The sequence below is a fragment of the Paractinoplanes rishiriensis genome (assembly GCF_016862375.1).
GTDB classification, from domain to species: Bacteria; Actinomycetota; Actinomycetes; order Mycobacteriales; family Micromonosporaceae; genus Actinoplanes; species Actinoplanes rishiriensis.
This window is the reverse complement of the sequence record NZ_BOMV01000107.1, coordinates 1-19,275: the sequence shown is the minus strand read 5'-3', so window position 1 is coordinate 19,275 and position 19,275 is coordinate 1. Positions and strand designations below refer to the sequence as shown.

18 protein-coding genes are annotated in these 19,275 nt (G+C 67.9%); 12 read left to right on the top strand and 6 right to left on the bottom strand.

Going from position 1 to position 19,275, the window contains the following annotated elements:
• Nucleotides 1-153 precede the first annotated feature (153 nt).
• Nucleotides 154-1,413, top strand: a complete 1,260-nt coding sequence (locus Ari01nite_RS45160; RefSeq protein WP_307837828.1) for a MucR family transcriptional regulator — start codon at nt 154-156, stop codon at nt 1,411-1,413.
• A 372-nt stretch (nt 1,414-1,785) separates the two neighbouring features.
• On the opposite strand, the gene Ari01nite_RS45155 is transcribed toward Ari01nite_RS45160, so the two are convergent.
• Complete coding sequence (locus Ari01nite_RS45155; protein WP_203790407.1) at nt 1,786-2,280, bottom strand: DNA-directed RNA polymerase subunit beta family protein; 495 nt, start codon at nt 2,278-2,280, stop codon at nt 1,786-1,788.
• 508 nt (nt 2,281-2,788) lie between these two features.
• On the opposite strand from Ari01nite_RS45155, the gene Ari01nite_RS45150 reads away from it, so the two are divergent.
• A complete protein-coding gene (locus Ari01nite_RS45150; protein WP_203790406.1) occupies nt 2,789-3,385 on the top strand; it encodes a hypothetical protein in 597 nt (198 codons plus the stop codon).
• A gap of 160 nt (nt 3,386-3,545) precedes the next feature.
• Here the strand turns inward: Ari01nite_RS45150 and Ari01nite_RS45145 are convergent, their stop codons facing one another.
• On the bottom strand, nt 3,546-5,264 hold the full coding sequence (locus Ari01nite_RS45145; RefSeq protein ID WP_203790405.1) for an AfsR/SARP family transcriptional regulator: 1,719 nt from the start codon (nt 5,262-5,264) through the stop codon (nt 3,546-3,548).
• A gap of 37 nt (nt 5,265-5,301) precedes the next feature.
• Entirely contained in the window at nt 5,302-7,143 is a 1,842-nt protein-coding gene (locus Ari01nite_RS45140; RefSeq protein WP_203790404.1) for an Hsp70 family protein, read from the bottom strand.
• Nucleotides 7,144-7,396: 253 nt separating this feature from the next.
• Between Ari01nite_RS45140 and Ari01nite_RS45135 the strand changes: the two genes are divergently transcribed.
• On the top strand, nt 7,397-10,087 hold the full coding sequence (locus Ari01nite_RS45135) for an AfsR/SARP family transcriptional regulator (protein ID WP_203790403.1): 2,691 nt from the start codon (nt 7,397-7,399) through the stop codon (nt 10,085-10,087).
• A gap of 67 nt (nt 10,088-10,154) precedes the next feature.
• A complete protein-coding gene (locus Ari01nite_RS45130; RefSeq protein ID WP_203790402.1) occupies nt 10,155-11,063 on the top strand; it encodes a DUF2637 domain-containing protein in 909 nt (302 codons plus the stop codon).
• A 9-nt stretch (nt 11,064-11,072) separates the two neighbouring features.
• Here the strand turns inward: Ari01nite_RS45130 and Ari01nite_RS45125 are convergent.
• Nucleotides 11,073-11,911, bottom strand: a protein-coding gene (locus Ari01nite_RS45125) for an IS5 family transposase (RefSeq protein ID WP_203790400.1) whose coding sequence is annotated in 2 segments (ribosomal slippage) — nt 11,073-11,791 and nt 11,791-11,911 — 840 coding nt in all. Because the reading frame shifts where the segments join, the coding sequence is not laid out codon by codon here.
• 689 nt (nt 11,912-12,600) lie between these two features.
• On the bottom strand, nt 12,601-12,807 hold the full coding sequence (locus Ari01nite_RS45120; protein WP_203790399.1) for a helix-turn-helix transcriptional regulator: 207 nt from the start codon (nt 12,805-12,807) through the stop codon (nt 12,601-12,603).
• Between the two features lie 78 nt (nt 12,808-12,885).
• Here Ari01nite_RS45120 and Ari01nite_RS45115 point away from each other — a divergent pair, with 78 nt between their 5' ends.
• The 7 genes from Ari01nite_RS45115 to Ari01nite_RS45090 all read left to right on the top strand — a co-directional run bounded on the left by Ari01nite_RS45115 (nt 12,886) and on the right by Ari01nite_RS45090 (nt 16,825).
• A complete protein-coding gene (locus tag Ari01nite_RS45115) occupies nt 12,886-13,155 on the top strand; it encodes a hypothetical protein (protein ID WP_203790398.1) in 270 nt (89 codons plus the stop codon).
• Between the two features lie 25 nt (nt 13,156-13,180).
• On the top strand, nt 13,181-13,309 hold the full coding sequence (locus tag Ari01nite_RS51165) for a hypothetical protein (protein ID WP_275410938.1): 129 nt from the start codon (nt 13,181-13,183) through the stop codon (nt 13,307-13,309).
• Nucleotides 13,310-13,666: 357 nt separating this feature from the next.
• Nucleotides 13,667-14,455, top strand: coding sequence for a YbaB/EbfC family nucleoid-associated protein (locus Ari01nite_RS45110; RefSeq protein ID WP_203790397.1), 789 nt, complete (start codon nt 13,667-13,669; stop codon nt 14,453-14,455).
• 45 nt (nt 14,456-14,500) lie between these two features.
• Nucleotides 14,501-14,818 carry a hypothetical protein gene (locus Ari01nite_RS45105; RefSeq protein ID WP_203790396.1) on the top strand — a complete coding sequence of 106 codons (318 nt, stop codon included), beginning with the start codon at nt 14,501-14,503 and terminating at the stop codon, nt 14,816-14,818.
• Nucleotides 14,805-15,545, top strand: coding sequence for a WXG100 family type VII secretion target (locus tag Ari01nite_RS45100; protein ID WP_203790395.1), 741 nt, complete (start codon nt 14,805-14,807; stop codon nt 15,543-15,545). The genes Ari01nite_RS45105 and Ari01nite_RS45100 overlap by 14 nt, the downstream gene beginning before the upstream one ends.
• A 3-nt stretch (nt 15,546-15,548) precedes the next feature.
• A complete protein-coding gene (locus Ari01nite_RS45095; RefSeq protein ID WP_203790393.1) occupies nt 15,549-15,977 on the top strand; it encodes a hypothetical protein in 429 nt (142 codons plus the stop codon).
• Between the two features lie 458 nt (nt 15,978-16,435).
• Nucleotides 16,436-16,825: a hypothetical protein gene (locus Ari01nite_RS45090; protein WP_203790392.1), complete on the top strand. Its 390-nt coding sequence runs from the start codon at nt 16,436-16,438 to the stop codon at nt 16,823-16,825.
• Between the two features lie 108 nt (nt 16,826-16,933).
• Here Ari01nite_RS45090 and Ari01nite_RS45085 read toward each other — a convergent pair whose 3' ends face one another.
• A complete protein-coding gene (locus tag Ari01nite_RS45085; protein ID WP_239163563.1) occupies nt 16,934-17,140 on the bottom strand; it encodes a helix-turn-helix transcriptional regulator in 207 nt (68 codons plus the stop codon).
• Between the two features lie 455 nt (nt 17,141-17,595).
• Here Ari01nite_RS45085 and Ari01nite_RS45080 point away from each other — a divergent pair.
• Nucleotides 17,596-19,275 (top strand): DUF4062 domain-containing protein (locus Ari01nite_RS45080; protein ID WP_239163562.1); only part of this gene is annotated, 1,680 nt, incomplete at its 3' end.

Here is a 19,275-nt window from a genome sequence, read left to right as displayed (position 1 = left end):
TCGATTTGGGGCCTGTTGACGAGCCGGGATTTCTCGGGGGCGCTCCGGGCCTGACCTGATCGATCATGGATCTGGCGGCACGCCAGGTGATCCGCTTCCGATGCGGTTAACGCGCGCTCACCGGGTTTTTCTGTGGATTGCCGTGCATCACGCATGACCGGCGGTGGCGCGAAATACCTGCCCACGGAACCCTGGCGACGCCTCCCGGGACGATCGGCTCGTCCCATCCCCTCCAGGCAGCCCATCCAGTTCGCTCAGCAAGGCCTGAACGAGAAGTCTAGTACTTCTTGCATTGACCTTTGCGTTCAGTACATGATGCGCGCCAGCCTTCTGATGGCGGAGCAACTGCAACGACATCGATCAATGCCTGCGTGTCCTACCTGGAGGTCGACGCTGCATGTGGAACGGCCAGCACCGATTGAGTCAGCGCCGAGGGATTCCCTCAACGTGTCGGGTATCGTCGCCCCGGTCGCACGCCGAAAGCGGCCGTCGAGGGCGAAGCCAAAATCGCCAGACGCCTGTCCAGACCGACGCGGCGAGCAGACGTTGGCCAAAACGGTCTTCGCGGTCACCGCGCCGGCTGGGTCCGCCGCGGTGACCGCGACAACGTCCCTGCCGCCCCAGGTGGCGCACCCACAGCACGATGGACTCCTAGTCTGCATGGTTTGCGGCGGGCGGTACCGCTGTATTGGTCGGCACCTGAAGCCTGTGCACAACCTGTCCCCGGATCAATACCGGCGGAAGTTTGGGCTCGCGCCCGAGACGCCGCTTATCGTGGTCGGGAACCGCACCCGGGCCGATCAGACGCGCATCGACCGCCTTGGCGATGCCAATCGCCGCCGGGCGGCGACAGCGGTAGCCGAACTCCACGCGGTGGCGCGGCGACTGCATTACCGGGACTTGCGGCATTTGATCAGTGCGACCGCAGCGTGGCCGGCGGCCGACGTCGGCGCGCTGGTCGGGCGCGGCCGCCGATGGGTGTGGTACTGGCGGAACAAGCTCGGGGTATCTGCGCAGCTGCGGCAGGTCCGCAGCGTGCGCAGCATCGAGCAATGTCGTGCCGGGCTGGCGGATGTGCCCGTCGGTTCGCAGCCGGTCGCGGCCGACGGGCGGTTGCGTTGCCTCGAGTGCGGGGTGTGGCGGCATCTACTGGATCGCCACCTCAGACGTCAACATCAGTGGACTGTGGCGCAGTATCGAGCAAGGTTCGGGTTGGCGTGCACGGTCATTCTGGTCGACCAAGACGTCTGGCGCCGCCGTGATGCCGGGGGATGGCAGCGACGTTATCGCGATCGCGCCCTTCGGCGCGGATATCCGGGTTTACGGGACGTTTTGGATCGCTGCAGCGATGCGGAGGCCGCCGACGTGCTCGGCGTGACAGCCGGCACAGTGCGGAAATTGCGCATCACATAAGATCCGGTGAGGTCCGCAAGTCAGCCAATCGTCCGGGGGGGGGGTAGCGTATTCGCCTGCTGTATCGCTCCGGCTAAACAGAGTTCCTCGGTCGCGTCCCCTTGGTGTTGATTGTATGAGCGATTCGGGCGACGTATTCTCTCCCGCCGACCCGTCCCATCCCGGACTGGGCTGGCCGCGTCGGCGCAGGTTACCGGCGACATTCGGCATCGACAGCCGGCGAAGGAAACCGCTCGAACATCCACTGCCGATCAGAGTTGCTGCGACTATCGACCGATGTAAATGACGGTGATGCGGACCCCCCAGCGAGGTGGCCGCCACCCCGCAATGGGGTGACGGCCACTGTTGGTGGGACTCAGCGACTCCCGCCGGTCAGGGGCGGAACTGCTGCAAAGAGTCGTAGATGTTGCAAGGCCGTAGGAGAAGGTTTCCTGCGGCGCCGGCCGGGTTGCGGAAGGTCATGCAGACGTGGGACCCGCGATGAAGTGCTGCGCCGAGATTCTTGAGCGCCATACGGCGGCCCGATGCGGTGTTGACGTAGAACACCTCCCACTTTTCGTAATTCGAGTTGGCGCTGCACGTGACCATCAGTGGAGCGGAGTCGATGCACTTCCCGGTGCTGGCGTTCTTGAAGGCCCAGAGTTGGTGGCCGTTGTACGTGCCCTTGTTGACAAAGGTCCAGTTCCGCGCGCTTGTCGGCGCGGTGCTGCACGACCGGAGGTCCGGGTAGTTGCTGATCTGTCGGACACACCATCCGTTGGTGACTTGCACGAGAGTGCGTACGGCCGCCTGAGCGGGCGCCGCGAAAGTCGTCGCCGCGACGACCGCGGCCACCAGTGCGGCGATCGCCGTCACTGCTCTGCGCATGGAAAGAACCCTTTCTTTTTGGAGGATGCTCCGGCGAGAGAACCGGAAATTCGAGACGAGCATAGAGTGCATCGGTCCGCAGTTGATACTCGTTGATCTCGCCCGGACGATCTTTTAAAGAAGACCTAAAGTGTTGCGCCGAAACGCTGTCGGCGCGTTTCTCCACGTAGCATCTAAGGCGGCGTAATCACGTGCAATAACCGAGTCCAGGCGAAGCGTGCGGCTGGTTTTGGCTGTCTTAAGCGGTGAAATTGGTGCGCAACTGCGTACCCATTCCACCGTTGATGCCGGTGATCCAGCCTCACCACATGTGAGGCTGAAGAGCGTGGGTTGACGGGGCCGGTCTAGCCGACCCAAGCGCCGCGCAGTGCGTGTCTTATGGAAGCTTTGGCCGGGGAAACTAGGGCCCCTGCCCCTGCGGCGCTCAGTTGGCCGATGCTGACACTCATCCGAGTCCGACCCCCGTGACCGTCAGCCTCAGATCAGCAGGATCGAATATATTGCTCTGATGCCTTGGCCGCGCAGTGTCCCTGACCTGCCCCGGGGTTACGAGGTACCCGCGGCGGCGACGTTCGCCGCTGCCGCTGTGGCCGTGATCGTCCTGCTGCCCAGTTGGCTAGCGGCCCTGTCGGTGGCGATCACTGGATGGCTCCTCTGGACTGCCGTAGCCCGGGTACGGTTCTGGCGTGCCGAACGACAGCTCGGCCGGGCGATGCTGGACTTTGTTCAATGCGTGTTGTCGATGCGGCAGGCCCCGGCCTGGGTGTACCGAAACGATCCCGCCGCCACGACATTCGTCTACGTGCGCACGCGGCCGACCTGGTGGATCGGGGTCAATCAGCACACCGTCTACCAGCTGAATGATCAGACCGCCACGGCACGCGACGTCATGCGGTTCGAGGATCTATTGCTGACCGCGACGGTCTACCGATTCGCCGGCCGCAGCCCGGTCTGGTCCGGGACGATGGCCGGCCGGCTCCCCGCACATCCCTCGGACGGCCGTTGGGCCGAGCCACCCATGTCTTTCACCACGTACGCCACCGAGCCGGAGCTGGTCGTTGTGACGGCCCTACTGCGCGGCAGCACACCCCAGAGATCGAACTGACTCCGCCTGACCCGTCAGCCTTGCCCGCTTGGGGTCGGATGGGTTAGGTCTCGTGGGGTGTGCCGTTGATCAGGCGGTTCAGGTTGGCGCGGATGCCTTTGGTGCCGGTGCCGGTGCGCTCAGCATTCGAGTCTGGGGTTCCGCCGATTGGACGGAGGCTCTAGCGAACACGTTCGTCGATAAGAGCTGCAGCGTCCTGGACGTCGCGGCGCAGCGCTTCACGGGCGGGATCAATCCAGGGCCAATGGTGTCCGGCGGCGAGTTCACCGTGGCAGAGGTTGATGAGGGTTCGGCAGGCTTCTCTTCGGGCTCGGGGGTCGATGCTGTGCGCGGCGGTGTTGGCGGTGGTGCGCCAGCGGTGCAGGTCGGTGCTGATCGTCTGGGTGTTCAGGTGGTAGTGGTGGCCGTCGTGGTGGATCGGGTCGGCGCCGAGCAGTGGTTGGAGTTGGCGGCGTAGGTCGGTGAGGGTGGTGTGCAGGCGTTGGGTGATGGTGGCCGGTGGGGTGCCGGGCCAGCAGGCGCGGATGAGGTCGGTTCTGGTGGCTCCGTCGGCATGGACGGCGAGGTAGGCGAGGATTTGCAGGCCGGCGCGGCGGCGTAGGCGCACCGGGCTGCCGCCGACAGTCAGTTCGCAGCCGCCGATCAATTGCAGACGGCCGGTCGTGGTGGTGGACTGCGGGAGTGGGGCGGGTGCGGGATGGTTGGTCGGAGGATGCGGCTCGGTTGCTGTGTCCCGGGGGTTCTGGTGGGCCTGGTGGACGAGCGTGAGTAGGTCGGTGGTGTTCTGTGCGGTGAGGACGCAGAACCTCTGCGGGTTGGCGGTGCCGGCTTCGGTGCCGTCGGCGGCGATGTGCCAGGTGACGGTGGCGTTTGGATCGGCGGTCAGCCGGATGCGGGTGGTGTGCGAGGTGGCCGGTTCGGCCGGCGGGATGTGACGGCCGCCGTCGTCTGCGTGGCCCGACGGTGGTGGAGCCGCAGGTTTCGGCGTGTCACTGATTTGGATGCCGACGGCGGTGAGAGCGGCGACGTCGGTTTCTGGCAGGAGTCGGGTGAGGTCGCTGCGGTCGATGCAGACCGTTGTGGTGGGCGTTTTCCCGCTGAGCGTGGAGAGTGCGGCGGCGACGATCAGGCCACGAGCGGCAGCTGCGGCGCCGGGTCCGATGATGCTGATAGCGCCGGCGGGTAACTGGTCGAGCAAGGCCGGCGGGTGGTCTGCCTGGTAAAGCGCGCCCGGCCTCGCCGCGGTAATGGCTTCGGCTGTCTCGGGCAGCCGATGCAGGTCGCGGTCGCGTAGTTGCTCGCGGTGGGGGCTGGGGGGTGCCGGCTGGAAGGCGCGGCGGCGGCGCTGCCAGATCAGTGCGGCGGTCGCGGCGACGGCTGCGGCCATGCCGGTGGAGATCCACCCCCCGCTGGGCAGGTCGAGTCCGGCCTGGCCGATCGTGATGGTCTGCTCGGCGGGGCCGTTGCTGTTGGGTTCGGCACCTGGCAGCTGCTGCTCGGGTGCGGCGACGGGTGTTGTCGCGGGCAGGATGTCGCCGGCGGTGGCGGCGGGCATGGTGAGGGCGGCGATTCCGGCCATGGAGGATGCGGTCATCTGCGCAGGTGGTGGTAGTGGGACGTCGCGCAGGTGGTGCCACCAGGCGCGCAGGAGCTGGCCGGCGCGCTTGGCCAGGTAGCAGAGCAGGGTCAGCCAGCCGAGGACGACGACGGTAACGCAGGCAGCGATGATGGTGGTAGCGGTGACCGGCTGCTGCAACCAGGCCTGTGTTTGGGCTCGGGTAGGCCACCGCCACGGGTGACTGGTCAGCCACAGGACGGCCAGCAGCGGGGGACCCGCGACGACGGCCAGCACCATCATGGTGGCGGCGAGGCGGTTCATCCAGCGCATGATCAGTTCGCCATACCGGAGTGCGGGTTCAGGCGGTCGGCGGTGCCGTGCGGGCGATGGCCCACAGGCGTTGGGCGCTCCAGCCGAACACCGCTACCGCGTAGATGATGGCGGGGATGTTGAGCCCGGACCGGGTGATGATCACGATGAAGAAGCCCACGAGCACGGTGAGCGCGAGTCGGGCGGCGAGCCGGCGGACCAGGGCGCAGGCGATGGCTACGGTGAATAGCAGGCCGCCGATGACGCTGACCAGGTCGCCCCAGCCGCCGGCCCACCAGGGCAGCCCGACGTGCCACCACAGCGTGACCGCCAGGGTGCCCGCCGCGGCGGCGATGGTGGAGCTCAGCGGAACAGTCAGTACCGCGTCCCATCCTGCAGCGGGTCTGACCGGACGGCGCCAGGCGACGGCGGCGAGGGCCAGCGCGCATCCGGCGGTGGGCAGCACGGGCAACAGCGACCAGCGCAGCAGGTCGCTGACCGGGTAGGCGAAGTACACCGCGGCGGTCAACCCGTACAAAGCGGCGACGGCGGTACCGATCGCGGCGGCCAGAGCGATACCTGGCGCGATGCGGCTATCGGCGCCCGCAGGTGCACCGGTGCGGGGGTTGTGATGATCCAATGACGCCGCGATCAGGCCGGCACCCTGCAGGCAAGTGATCATGGCGAGGATCGCGGCCACGGTGAGTTCGCCCCAGGCGGCGGTCACGTAGTAGTGCGGCGTGCGCGAGTAGGGTTTGCCGCCGTTGAAGATGACGGTGAACGTGAAGTGCGCGAACAGAAACAGGGAGAACAGGCCGGGCAGACCCATGCTCACCGCGCGTCGCAGCGGCGGCAGCCGCAAAGGTTCACCATCGTCGGCGCGGTTGATCGTCTGGTCTGCGCCAGCCGCACCGAGCACGCTGGCCACGCCCGCCTGAGGCGGTACCTGAACGGTGGCGCCGAGTTTCGCGCCGATCATGTCCGCCGCCTCAGCGGTGGCGGCGCCGCCGATCAGGTGTACGGTGCCGAGCGCTTGCAGGGTCTGGTCGGCGTTGGTCAGGACCCCGGTGGCCAGCTCTGCGACCCGCTCATACACCGGGTGGCCGCTGGCGGCGAGTACCGTGCCGTTGACGATCATCGGCGGTTGCCCGCCGGGCACCGGCACCGTGACCGCAACCTGCTGCGCCAACGCATGCTTGGCGGTGCGGACGTCGGCGAGCGTTGCCCATCGGGTGCCGGTGGGTAGATCGTCCGGGTCGGTGCCGGTGATCGCGGCGGTCAGGGCGGCGTCGATGCGGTCGCCTCCGGCGTCCGGGTCGGCCATGGTGGCTACCACCTCGAACCCGCCGGCCCTGGGCTGCAGCACGGTAACCTCGCAGCCCGCCCCGAGGTCGACGACCAGCAGCGGTCGGTCCGCGTCGCCGGGTGCGGCCGGCAGGCCGGGGGCGGCGGCGACCGGAGCCTCCACCAGGCGGATTGGCCGCAAGCCGGCCTCGTGCGCGGCATGCCGCAGCCAGGTCCGGCGCTGCGGCCCCCACCCGGCCGGCACCACCAGGTGCACCTCGGACACCGGCTCACCGGCCATGGCCGCGGCGTGCTGCGCGACGTGGCGCAGGGTCGCCGCTGCCAGATCGGCCACCTCCACCGAGGCTCCGTTCACGATCACCTGTTGCCGGCCGGCGCGTACCGGGGACAGGACGAACCCGTCCGGTTCGGCGGCGGCCCGCCGCCACGCCTGCGCACCCACCGCGATGCCGGCGGCGCTGACATGCACAGCACTGGACAGCACATGGCTGTCGTCGAAGGTCACCAGCCGCCGGGCGCCGCCGGGCGACACGAGCACCGCGCGGGTGTGCGCGGCACCGTAGTCGATCGCCAGCCATGAATGCATGCGGGCCAGTGAAGCAGAAGATCACAGCCTGGTCACGCAGAAATCACTGCCAGCTATTCCACTGTTGTTTCGTCTGCCCGCTGACCTGGGCTTGTGAGCGGGTGTGAGTGGTGGTGAGTGGCTGTTAGCGGCACGCTGCCGAACGCGCCGCCTACCGTCGGTGCGGCGGCGACGACACATGCCGTGCCGCAGCGTACGCAGACCAGCTCTGCCCGGGCAGGAGGCGACAAGGGTGATCCGAATGATGGGCGCAGTGCGCGCCTTTGTCCTCACGACCGCGGTAGTCGCCGGTGCTCCCGTGCTGCTGATAGCAGTCGGCGGTAATCCGCTGCCCGAGCAGCCGCCGACGGTGCAGCAGATGCAAGCCTGGCTGCGCATGCCTTTCGACCCGCGCTACGCGGCCGCGACCGCCATCATCTTCTGCTGGCTCATGTGGGCAGCCATCACCGTCGCTGTCGGGGCCGCGGTGGCTGCCCGGATCCGCCGCCGGCGGTGGGTGCGGCTGCTCGCCTGTCTCCCGGGACCGGTGCAGGGACTGACCGCCACGCTGATCGGCGCGGCCACCGTCACCGTCGCCGGTCCCGGGCTATCCGCGACCGCGGCCTCAGCACACACCACCAGCGGCCACGACCAGCCAGCCGCAAACACGGACCGATCCGGCGAGGACGACCGGCAACGGCTGAAGGTCGCCGCTATGCAGGTCACCGCGGCCGGGCGCGGCACCGTCACGGTGAAGCACGGTGACACCCTTTCCTCGATCGCCGAGCACCGGCTCGGTGACGCCGACCGCTGGCCGGCGATCTTCCAGGTCAACCGCGGTCGAACGTTTCCCGACGTCGGCGGACGACTCACCAACCCGGACCTCATCTATCCCGGCTGGCGGCTGACGCTGCCCGCAGCGGCATCACCCGGCCCGGGCCAGCCGGAGCGGCGCGACGACAGCGGCACGCCTCGGCCAGCAGCCACCACACCTCAGCCGGACACCACACCCGCGACCCCGGAAGCGTCGACGCCGGCCGGGGAGGTCACGCCCTCGACGGCCCCGGCCACTACCGGACAGCCGGTCAGCGCGGCGCCGAATCTGCCTGGCGGCAGCGCACCAACGGTCCCGGGTCCGGCGCTGGGCGCCCCCCAGTACGACGACCGTCCGGGAGTGCCACTTCCCGGCGGTTGGCTACCTCTGCCCCTGGCCGGTGCGATCGCCGCGGCCGGCACCCTGGTCTGGCTGCGCCGCCGGCACCGCTATGCGCCGCACACTCGCACCGCCCACTCCGCTGACCCTGATCTGCTCCCGCTGCCCCCGGTCATGACCACAATCAACCGTCACGCACGACGCCATTCCCCCGAACCGGCTCCACCGCCGCCCACGGTCACCGTATACCTGCGCCACCCGCCCGCCGAGCGGCCCGAGCTAGCCCCACCGGGACCTGACGGCCCGCAGCTGACCGGACTCAGTGCCCACCCCGACGGCTGCGGACTGCGCGGCCCCGGTGCCGCCGCGGCCGCCCGAGCCCTGCTGGTAGCCACCTTGTCCGCAGGCATCCCGCAGGACCCCGACGCCGAAGGCGTGGCCGTCATACCCGCGGGCACGCTGACCGCGTTGCTCGGCGATCCGCCCTGGCCATCCAGCTCACGCCTGCACATCCACGCCGACCTTCCGGCCGCACTCGATCACCTCGACGACATGCTGCTCGAACGCAACCGGATCCTGCACGAGTACGACGTCACCGACCTTGCCGCACTGCGAGCCGCCGACGCCTGCCACCCGCCCATGCCACCGGTCCTGCTGCTCACCCACACCCCGCCCGAAGACCTACACCCGCGCCTGGACAACCTGATCCTGCTCGGCCGTCACGTCCAGATCACCGCGATCCTGCTCGGTAACACACCTACCGGCACCATCGATATACAAACAGACGGCCGTACCCCTGACGGCAGGCTTGCCGTTCTCGACGCCGCGACCGCACGCCAACTGCTGACCGTGCTGCACGAAGCCCACACCGGTGACCCCGTTGACGTCCCACCCGCAGCCCCAGAACCAGACGAGCGCGTCAACACCGTACCGACCGAAACGCCCCGCCTTGACCCCGACCGCGTCAGCCACAACGAATCAAGCCACGCCGCCTCTACCAGCCGGCACGACGCTAAACCTGCAGCGGTCCGGTCCCCGGAACACGGCGGTAGCTCCCGACGGCAGGCGCCCACACCTCGCGTACCCATCCGGCTGCTCGGCCCGCCGACCATCAAGGACCGGGACGGCAAACCGATCACCGGAATACGGCACCACGCCCGCGAACTGCTCATCTACCTCGCCGTACACCGCAACGGCGCCAATCTCGCCGACATCATGGAAGCGTTCTGGCCCACAGCCACCATGCGCCGCGCCGCGCAACGGCTCTCCACCGAGACCGCGAACCTGCGCCGCTTGATCAGGCAAGCCGCCGCGGACCCGAGCATCCAACCGGTCGTGAACACCGGCGGCCGCTACCACCTCGACCCGGGCCTGCTCCAGATCGACCTGTGGGACTTCGACGACACCCTGCTCCACGCCGCCACCGCCGACCCGCCACACCGTGCCGAACTCCTGCGACACGCCATTGATCTGCACACGGGCGCCCTCGCCGACGGCTACCACTACGACTGGATCACCTCCGCCCGCGAACACGTCCGCCGGCACGGCATCCGGGCCCGCCTCGAGGTGGCCGAGCTGCTCCACCCCACCGACCCCGCCGAGGCCGCCGCGCTCATCGACGACGCCGCGACACTCGATCCGATCAACGAGGACGTCGCCCGACGGGCCCTGAATGCCCTGGCCGCGGCCGGTAACACCGCCGCCGCGCAGGCTGTCCTGCACCGCCTTCGCGACGCCCTGCACGACATCGAGGAAGAACCTTCCCCGGAAACCCTCGCCCTCGCCGCGCGTCTACAACCCCCCGCCGCCTGACCGCACCAGCCACCGGCGCTTCGCCGGCCGCCGTGTCCCATCCAGCTCAACTGAAAGGACAACCCAGATGACCGCCGAGCGGCTCATCCGTCTGCGGTGGGCGGTCCGCGCCGTGCTCACCCTCGGCGTCACCGCGTCAGTAGCCGCGAACGTCCTGCACGCACCCACCCACCCCATCAGCCAAGCCATCGCGGCATGGCCACCCATCGCACTGCTGCTGACCGTCGAACTCATCTCCCGCATCCCCGTCCACCAACGCCTCCTCGCCGCGATCCGCATCATCGCCACCACCACCATCGCCGGCATCACCGCCTGGATCTCCTACTGGCACATGACCGGCGTGGCCGCCCGCTACGGCGAAACCGGCGCATCGGTCTACCTACTGCCGCTCTCGGTCGACGGACTGATCGTCGTCGCCAGCATCAGCCTCGTCGAAATCAGCGCACGCCTCACCACCGTCACACCCACAACCACGACGCCCGCCGTCGCCGCGTGCGCCGCGGACACCGAGCGCGCCATCGCAATGCCGGCAGCCACGCCACCCTCCCATCCAGCCGCGTCCGCCGTGGCTGCGCACAACGAGACACCCACGGCGGACGGCAGCAGGCCGCCCAAGCCCGACTACACACCTGCACCTCTGCGAACGCGCCCCGACGACCCGAACCAGACGCCGGCTCCCCGCCGACCGGCTAAGGATGCAGCCGCCCGCGCGGCCTCGTCGCTCTATCAACCGACCAACGCTGAGGACGCCGCCATGTACCAAGCCTGGCTAGCCGGCATGGAGCAGGGACACGAACCGTCAGGTGCCGACCTCGCCCGCGCCACCGGCCGCGCGGACGACGCCACTGGCACAGGCCGCCGGGCAGCACGCCGCTACCGCCAAGCGCACGCCACACGCCCCACGACCAACGCCGCCACGGCGGCAGGCCACACGGCCCGAACCGCACGTGTGCCGGCCACGGCTACAAGCAGCTAAGTGAGTGTTTTAGAGCGGTGCTGTTCGGGCTTGTCGTCGTTGCTGACGGCGGGCTGGTTCACCTCGGGTGAGGCGGCGCAGCATCTGGTTGATCGCAGCCCAGCGGATCATTTCTTCGGACACTGCCGGGTCACGCTCGTAGTCGCGGGCCAGGCGGCGGTGAGCGGTCAACCACGCGAGGGTTCGCTCGACGACCCAGCGTTTGGGGTGGACCTGAAAGCCGCGCTGCCATTCCGGTTTGCGGACGATGTCGATCACCATGCTCAGCGTGCGTGCGGCCCAGTCGACGAGCCGGCCGGCGAAGCCCTGATCGGCGAATATGTATCGGATAGGGGTGGACAGGTAGACGCCCAGCAGCGCGGTCTTGGCGCCATCGCGGTCCTGCCACGACGCGGCAAGCACAGTGACGCTGACCAGCAGACCGAGGGTGTCAGTGACGATGAAACGCTTACGCCCGTTGACTTTCTTGCCCGCGTCGTAGCCTCGGGAGTCCTTGCCGACGGTGTCGGCCGCCTTGACCGACTGGGAATCGATCACGCCCGCGGACGGCTCGGCGTCACGGCCTTGCGCGAGCCGGATCTGCTCGCGTAACTCATCAAGGATCCGCTCGGTGACCCCGCGGGCCTTCCACTGCCGGAACCAGCCATAGACGGTCTGCCAGGGCGGGAAGTCCACCGGCAGCTGCCACCAGGAACACCCGGACCGATCGATGTACAAGATCGCATCACGATGTCGCGGAACGGATGTTTCGGAATCCTGCCCGGCTCCTTGATCAAAGGGAGCATCGGCTCGATGATCTCCCACTGCTCATCGGTCAGATCCGAGGGGTAAGCACGCTGACGACCCACACCGACACCTTGCCGCGACCGCAGAGATCACCGCGGACACGCCGTCCGACACCCCTCTGAAACACCCACTAAGACCGCATGCCGCATGTCTTTGCATCACTGCATGGTTAGCAGTGGCTACGCGGCTGCAGCGGCGGTTTCGAGACCAGGCTGGAGTCTCAACATCGGTCATGCGGGGATTCGGATCTTGCGCCAGGCCCCGACGACGCAGGTCAATTCGGTCTGCCGTGCGGCGAGGCTGGCGTGAGCGAGATCGTACTTGCCGAGCAGTTCGGCGAGTTGATCATGGGTTCCCGAGTCGTTCCCCCCCTTTGGACCTGCCTTCGGTCGAACGCGCGGCTGCGCGGGACTGTGACGCTACGCGATCCTTCGCGGGCGCCGCGGCTGCGACACGGTGGACCGGGTCGGCGGTACGATCTGTCCCGCGGGCCTTGCATCAGCCGGAGGGGCTGACACCGCGGCCAACCACTTTATCCACAAGCTGTGGATATCAATCCTGGGCGGTGGGGGCTGCAACGGCATTTCCGGGCTGAGCAAATGTGAGGTCTGGAGCCGACGATGACCCGAGCTAACCCGATTACGTTGCAGATTGTCTAGCAGCTCCGTCGACGCCGCCCGCTGACGGCGGCCATGAACCTCTCAGCGAGTACCGCCGCAGAAGCAGGAAGCGAAGGACGGCGCGGGGCTGGTTACTCAGTGTCGGTCAGCTGCGGCCTCTTGGCCGTGATCCAGGCTTCGACATCTCCGGCCAACCAGACCTTGCCTTGAACGAGATCGGCCGCCGGTGCGGGGAAGTCGGCACGGCTGGTGATCTGGTAGACCCGCTGCCGGCTGATCCCACCCAGGCGGACTCGGATCTCGTGTGCGCCCATAAGGCGCAGCGATCGAGTACTCATGCATGCGACTATAGCGCCATGACTATCACCGTGCGTGCGCGGCTTTGATCCGGCCGGGCGGTCACCCAAAGTGGCAACGTGGCGGGGCGGCGGCTTCCGGTCATTGCAGAGGCCATCATCATCGGTGGCGTCGTCGGGCCGGTGCACGCACCGACCGCGTTGCTTCTCGGCCGTCGTGACGAGCGAGGTCGGCTCCGGTATTTCGGGCGCACCAGCCCGCTCACGGCGCCGCAGCGCCGGGGGATCGCGGCGGCGGCCACGCCCGTCGGCTCCGAAGGGTCGGCATTTGTGGCCGTTGGCCGCTACCGGCAGGCTGGTCCGGCCAGTTCGAGCACGTCTACCGAGTGACTATCACCCGGTAGAGCCGCACTTGGTGGCTGAGGTGATCGCCGACCAGGCGTACGAGGCCGGCCGCTGGCGACATACCGTACGCCATCTACGGCTGCGCGTGGACCTGTCACCGGACGAGGTTGAGCGGTGGCGGTTCTCGTTGCCTCGGTGAGCTGGTGGGGCTGATGCTCGCCTGCGCAGCCGTTCGCCGGGGCTAGGTACGACGACGGGTGACCGATACGACGGGATTACTGCGGTGCTGTGATTCGACCGGCGTAGGGATGCCAGTCGTCAGACGTAGTTCGCTGCCACGCGACCACCGCTCATGGCCGCAGCGCCACGCCCAAGGTGGATGCCCAACCACCAGTCACCGAACTCGGATGCCTTCTCCTCGATTATTGGCTGCCGGAAGTGGTCGTTACGCCATGTTGCGGAAGGGTTGCGCTATGCATCGATGATTGGGAAGGTGCCGGGGGTGTCGTATCGATGCTTTCGGGGAGCCGGCCAGGACGCCGAGCGGGGATGACGCATGTCGGATGACCGGGTGGATGCCTGGGGCCGCCTCGTTGAGGACGGTGAGGCGCTGGTGCATGGTGCGCGGTGTTCTGCGCGGGTGTCGGCTGCGCCCGGGTCGGATGCCAACGGTTCGGTGCGGGTGGCGTTGGACGCGCAGGGGATGGTCAGCTCGGTCGCGATGATGGGCAGCTGGCGGCGTCTCGACGCTGAGAAACTGGCCGGGGCTGTCATCGAGGCGGCGCGCGACGCCGCGATACGTCGGCTCGCCGTGTGGGGTGAGGCGTACGCCGCCGGCGGAGGGTCAGGTTCCCCGGCTGCGGCATCGGGCGACGGTCCATCGCGTGGCGCTGGCGTCGCGGATCGGGTGGAGTTCGACCGGGAGGGTTTCCACCGGCGGCTCCACGCAGCGGCGACTGGGGCGATGTCCGCGGAGGACCGCCGGGCGGCGCTGTTGGAGTTACTCGCCCTTGCCGAGGCGGTGGAGCAGGGCATCGACGAGGTCTCGGCCCGGCTGGCGGCGACGGTGAACGCGACACACACCGGGCACAGCCCCAACCGGCAGGTCACGGTGACCGTGACCGGCGGCGGCGAGGTCACCGCTGTACGTATCCACGGGTCCTGGTTGCGTGGCGCCCATGAGACCAACGTGGGGCGGCAGGTGACGGCGGCGTTCCGCGCGGCGTACGAGAACGCGGCCGCGCACGGGGTGCGACGCCTGATCGCCGACAGCCCGCTCGGACAGGTGCAGCGTGCAACACAGGATCCGCTCGATCTAGCCCGCCGCCTGCGCCTGACCGACTGACCGTTATCAGCCCATGACAGCGAACTGTTTTTCGGGAGGGATGCGATGAGTGTTACCGCCGCTATCGATGCGCTGCGCCACGACGCCGCCGTGTGGGACCAGGTGTCGCAGGTGACCCGACGGGCCGGTCAGGAGGCTGGTGCGCTGTCGCTGCACGAGTCGCTGTTGTCGTGGGCGAGCGTGCCGACCGGGCTGCTGGCCACCTACGCGCAGATCCAACAGAAGACGGTCACGCTGCTCGACGAGGCCACCGCGGTGTACCGCGAGGTGAGCACCGCGCTCGACAAGGTTGCCCATGCCTACGAACTCAGCGACACCAACGCCGCGAGCCAGCTCAAAGGAGTCTGGGATGTCCGCGAATAATACTGCCGCAGGCTCGGCCAGTGAAGCAGCCCTGATCGAGAAGATCAGTTCGGTGATGGGCCGGATCCAGACCAAGACGACCGAACTGCAGGGATCCATCAACGCCAAGCTGCCCCTGCTGCCCGACTCGCTGCAGGGCCGAATCTTCGCCGGCTGGAACACGTTCTGCGACTTTCTGGGACGGGTCTGGAACAACCTCGCCGAGGTCTGCTCCAACATGGGATCCCCGTCGCAGCTGTGGTCGACCGCTGACGCGTGGAGCGACACGGTGGGCGCACCGGTCAGCGCTCAGGTGCAATCAGCCGACGCCGGCCTGCTCCAGGTCGACACCGCCTGGGACGGTGACGCCGCCGACGCCTACCGGCAAACCCTGCCGCTACAGAAGACGGCATTGGAAAAGGTTCAATCGGTGCTGACCAGCGGTATCTCCACGGCGTTGAACGACGTGGCCAAAGCCATCATCGTCTTCTGGGGCGCGCTACTCGGCGCGCTCGTGGCCCTCGCGGCCGGCATCATCGGTGCGCTGTCGTCAGCAGCGACGATCTTCGGCCTTCCTGCCGCGCCGGTCATCGCCGCCGGAGCGGGCCTGACCGCGTCCGCGGCGCTCATCGTCGGAGCGGAAGCCCTTAAATCGGCGTGCGCGTCCGCTAACAACCTGCTGCGGCAGAAACTCGCCGACAACGCAGGCTTCCACCAAGGGCACTGGCCGCCGGCAGCGAAGGCGTGATTCATGACCGCCCCCCGCACTGACCGCCGGGGCAGCCCCCTGTTGGCTGTGCTGAGCGCGATCCTGCTGCTGGCCGACGCCGGACTGGCCGCGCTCGGCATGCTCGTCTTCAACAGCCACCAGCGCGGCAACCTCACCGACGACGAAGCCGCAACCTTTCTGCTGCTCGGCGTGTCCGCGGCCGCCGGCACCGTCATATTTTTTCTGACTGCGGTCGCTTTCGCGCTGCCGCGAGGTCGCCGGGTCGCGCGCATCGCCGCCGTCCTGGCCTGGTTGCGGACAGCCGGCGTGCTCATCGCGGTCGCCGCGACCGTGACCAGCTTCGGCGCCTCTGCGATCATCGGCGCCTTCGAAACAGTCGGGTTGATCCTCACCGCCGCCGACACCCTCGCGGCGCTCATCGTCACCGGCATCGCCGTCCGCCGGACCTGACATCGAAACACTACCGAAGGCGGAGGCCTGCCAAACCAGGCAGGTGAGCTGGCCCGTGGCGTCACCCGCGCACGGCCGTGTGCCAGAACCGGAACCGCTCCCGAACAGGGCCAGGCCGCTCCAGTTGTCGTCGGTGCGCTGGACCTCGAAGATGTCGGCCAGGTTAGGGCCGTCGCCGGATCGGTCGGCAGGTGGCGCTTGGCGTTCGCCACGTTTTGTACCTGGTCGTGTGCTGCTTGTGCGCGGGATCTGGCGGCGTGGGGATGGCATGGGCATGGGGCCGGATAGGTTGGGACGGCGTTGGCGGGCGCGTCCCGCAATGCCCGCCAACGCACCTCACGGCGACTGCCCTCTCCACCTGCGAAAGCTGGCGCCGAAATGCCGCTCTGCTGATGAAATGGTGCGGCGCGCGGCGAGGTCACCTGCATAAACGCGGTCGGCGACCGTATCGTGGGACGATGATCAATCCCGGGACGGTGCCGATCGAGGGCGCGCGCGAGGATCTCGCTGAGGCCAACCTTACGGTGTTCCTCGAGGCGGTCCAGGTGCGCGCGGCGGAGCTGGACGAAGTGCCGATCCGGCATCGCGTGACCGGGTTGGCCGGTGACCCTGTGCGGGACCCGGCGGCTGACCGGGATGGCCGTTTCGGCTGGGATCTGCCCTGCTCCGACGGCCGGATTGTGCGGTTGCTTATGCCGGGCGTCGACGTCGCGTTGCTGCGTGACGACATCACCGCGGCCGCGCCGTGTCTGTATGTCAACGGCAATGCCTGGTGGTGGGACGCCGCCGTGGGATCGGTCGCCTCCGAGGGAATCACCCTCAAGCCGCAACATCCGTCCGATCCCTGACCGCATACCGGACGGCCGCGCCCCATCGACGCCGCCCGCTGGCGGCGGCCATTAACCTCTCGGCGAATACCGCCGCAGAAGCAGGAAGCGAAGGACGCGCGGGTCTGGTTACTCGGTGTAAGTCAGCTGCGGCCTCTTGGCCGTGATCCAGGCTTCGACATCTCCGGCCAGCCAGACCTTGCCTTGAACGAGATCGGCCGCCGGTGCGGGGAAGTCAGCGCGCGTGGTGATCTGGTAGACCCTTTGCCGGCTGATCCCACCCAGGCGAACTCGGATCTCGTGTGCGCCCATAAGGCGCAGCGACCATGTACTCATGCATGCGACTATAGCGCCATGACTACCACCGTACATGCGCGGCTCTGATCCCGGGCCGGGCGGTCACCCAAAGTAGCAACGCGGCGGGTGGCGGCTTCCGGATTTGCCGAGAACAGTGCGCTATCAGAATGCACTAACCCGGAACGGGGTGGTTGACCGAAAGGCTTCAGGTGGGGCCGAAGAAATTTCTTGTTCATTTATCGCACGTAATTCGTTGGCGGTGTTGTTTTCATGATTCGTCGGAATCCGCCGGCTACATTTTGATCTTGTGGGTATTGCGCTGAGGGGTTCCGCTGCCGTTAGGCTGAGCGGTTGCCGGGCGGTTTGTCGTGATCTTGACGGGATGGGTCGGCTGCCGTGGCGGGTAGGGGATGGGCGGCTCGGTGTCTGATGGTTGGCGGGTGTTTGTGTCTCATACGTCTGAGTTGCGACGGTTTCCGGCCAGCGGGTCTTATGTGGCGGCGGCAGAGCGGGCGGTGACGGCGGCGGGTCATGCGGTGGTCGACATGGCGGATTTCCCGTCCGTGGATTTGCCGCCGGCGGAGTTGTGTGTGGAGCGAGTTCGTTCGTGTGACGTGTATGTGGGTGTGTTAGGGGTGCGGTACGGGTCGCTGGTGCGGAGCCGGCCGGAGGTGTCGTACACGGAGTTGGAGTTCGATACGGCGACGGCGGCGGGTCTGGACCGGTTGATCTTCCTACTGGACATCGAGGCGGACCATCCTGGCGTGCCGGTGTGGGCGTTGACCGACAACGAATTCGGGGCACGTCAGGTCGCGTTCCGGAAGCGGGTTGGTGACGCCGGGGTGACCGCGCAGCAGTTCGGCAGTCCGGCGCATTTAGGGCAGCTTGTCGAGCGGTCGCTGCGGGAGTTGGCTGACCGGCGCGGCGGCGTGGCGGTAGTTCCGGTTGATGGGGTGGACAACCTGCCAATGGGTTCGGCGGTGTTCGAAGGTCGTGACCTGGCCCGGTTGGCCGGTTTGTTGGACGGTGCGGGTGGTGCGGTGGTGGGTCAGGCCGCGGTTTACGGGTTAGGAGGTATCGGTAAGACCGAGCTTGCCATTCACTACGCGCGTAACTACCGGGACCGGTATGGGCTGGTCTGGTGGGTCACCGCGGACACTGCGGAGAACGTGGCGTTGGGGCTCGCGGCGTTGGCCGGGCGTTTACGTCCGGCGGACACGTTGGCTGATGCGCAGGCGTGGGCGTTGAGTTGGTTGCAGACTCATCGGGGCTGGTTGTTGGTGCTGGACAACGTGGAAGACCTCGCCGATATCGAGCCGTTGCTGGGGCAGGTGGCCGGTCGGGGTCACGTGGTGGTGACCACCCGCCGCGAGCTCGGGACGGCGCGTTGGGCGCGGCTCGGGCTGGCCCCGCTGCGGCTGGAGGTGTTGGATCGGGCGGCGAGTGTGCAGCTGTTGCACCGGCTGACCGGGTTGGACGACGCCGGGGGTGCGGGCCGGTTGGCGGCGGCGCTGGGAGATCTGCCGCTGGCGTTGGAACAGGCCGCAGCGTATGTCAGCCAGCACGACGGCTTAAGTTTCGGCGACTACCTGCAGTTGTTGGCCGACCGGTTCGGCCTGGTTGCGGCGGCCCTGGGTGAAGGAAGCTCGGCGCAACGCACGGTCGCGACGATCTGGCAGGCCAGTATGGACGCGGTCGCCGCCCGGTCCGCGCTGGCGGTGCGGGTGTTGCAGGTGCTGGCCTGGCTCGGCCCGGACGCGCTGCCGGAGGACGCGCTGTTGCCGTTGGCGGATGATCCGGTCGCGGTCGGTGAGGCGCTTGCGGTGCTGGCGTCGTTCAGCTTGGTGAATCGCGGCGGCGGACAGGCCAGTGTGCATCGGCTGGTGCAGGCCGTGGTCCGGCAGAACCATCCCCAATCAGCCGGCGAAGACGTCACCACCACAGCCACCGGGGTGCAGGCGGCGGTGGCGGTGATCCGCACGGCGATACCGGACGATCCCAGAGCGAATGTTGTTGGCTGGCAACGATGGAACCAGTTGCTGCCGCACATCGACGCGCTCACCGAACACGCCGGCCCGCAGCACACCTCCACCGACCTGATGTTCGTCAACGACAGGGCGGCAACCTACCGGCAGTTCCAGGGCCAACTCTCGGCCGCGGTCGGCCTGTTCGAG

Excerpts from the sequence above, each read along its gene's own strand:
- Ari01nite_RS45140 (WP_203790404.1), bottom strand. The coding sequence starts at position 7,143 with ATGCATTCATGGCTGGCGATCGACTACGGTGCCGCGCACACCCGCGCG.
- Ari01nite_RS45100 (WP_203790395.1), top strand. The coding sequence starts at position 14,805 with ATGTCCGCGAATAATACTGCCGCAGGCTCGGCCAGTGAAGCAGCCCTG.
- Ari01nite_RS45095 (WP_203790393.1), top strand. The coding sequence starts at position 15,549 with ATGACCGCCCCCCGCACTGACCGCCGGGGCAGCCCCCTGTTGGCTGTG.
- Ari01nite_RS45145 (WP_203790405.1), bottom strand. The coding sequence starts at position 5,264 with ATGAACCGCCTCGCCGCCACCATGATGGTGCTGGCCGTCGTCGCGGGT.
- Ari01nite_RS45120 (WP_203790399.1), bottom strand. The coding sequence starts at position 12,807 with ATGAGTACTCGATCGCTGCGCCTTATGGGCGCACACGAGATCCGAGTC.
- Ari01nite_RS45130 (WP_203790402.1), top strand. The coding sequence starts at position 10,155 with ATGACCGCCGAGCGGCTCATCCGTCTGCGGTGGGCGGTCCGCGCCGTG.
- Ari01nite_RS45150 (WP_203790406.1), top strand. The coding sequence starts at position 2,789 with ATGCCTTGGCCGCGCAGTGTCCCTGACCTGCCCCGGGGTTACGAGGTA.
- Ari01nite_RS45085 (WP_239163563.1), bottom strand. The coding sequence starts at position 17,140 with ATGAGTACATGGTCGCTGCGCCTTATGGGCGCACACGAGATCCGAGTT.
- Ari01nite_RS45105 (WP_203790396.1), top strand. The coding sequence starts at position 14,501 with ATGAGTGTTACCGCCGCTATCGATGCGCTGCGCCACGACGCCGCCGTG.
- Ari01nite_RS45110 (WP_203790397.1), top strand. The coding sequence starts at position 13,667 with ATGTCGGATGACCGGGTGGATGCCTGGGGCCGCCTCGTTGAGGACGGT.
- Ari01nite_RS45090 (WP_203790392.1), top strand. The coding sequence starts at position 16,436 with ATGATCAATCCCGGGACGGTGCCGATCGAGGGCGCGCGCGAGGATCTC.
- Ari01nite_RS45160 (WP_307837828.1), top strand. The coding sequence starts at position 154 with ATGACCGGCGGTGGCGCGAAATACCTGCCCACGGAACCCTGGCGACGC.
- Ari01nite_RS45155 (WP_203790407.1), bottom strand. The coding sequence starts at position 2,280 with ATGCGCAGAGCAGTGACGGCGATCGCCGCACTGGTGGCCGCGGTCGTC.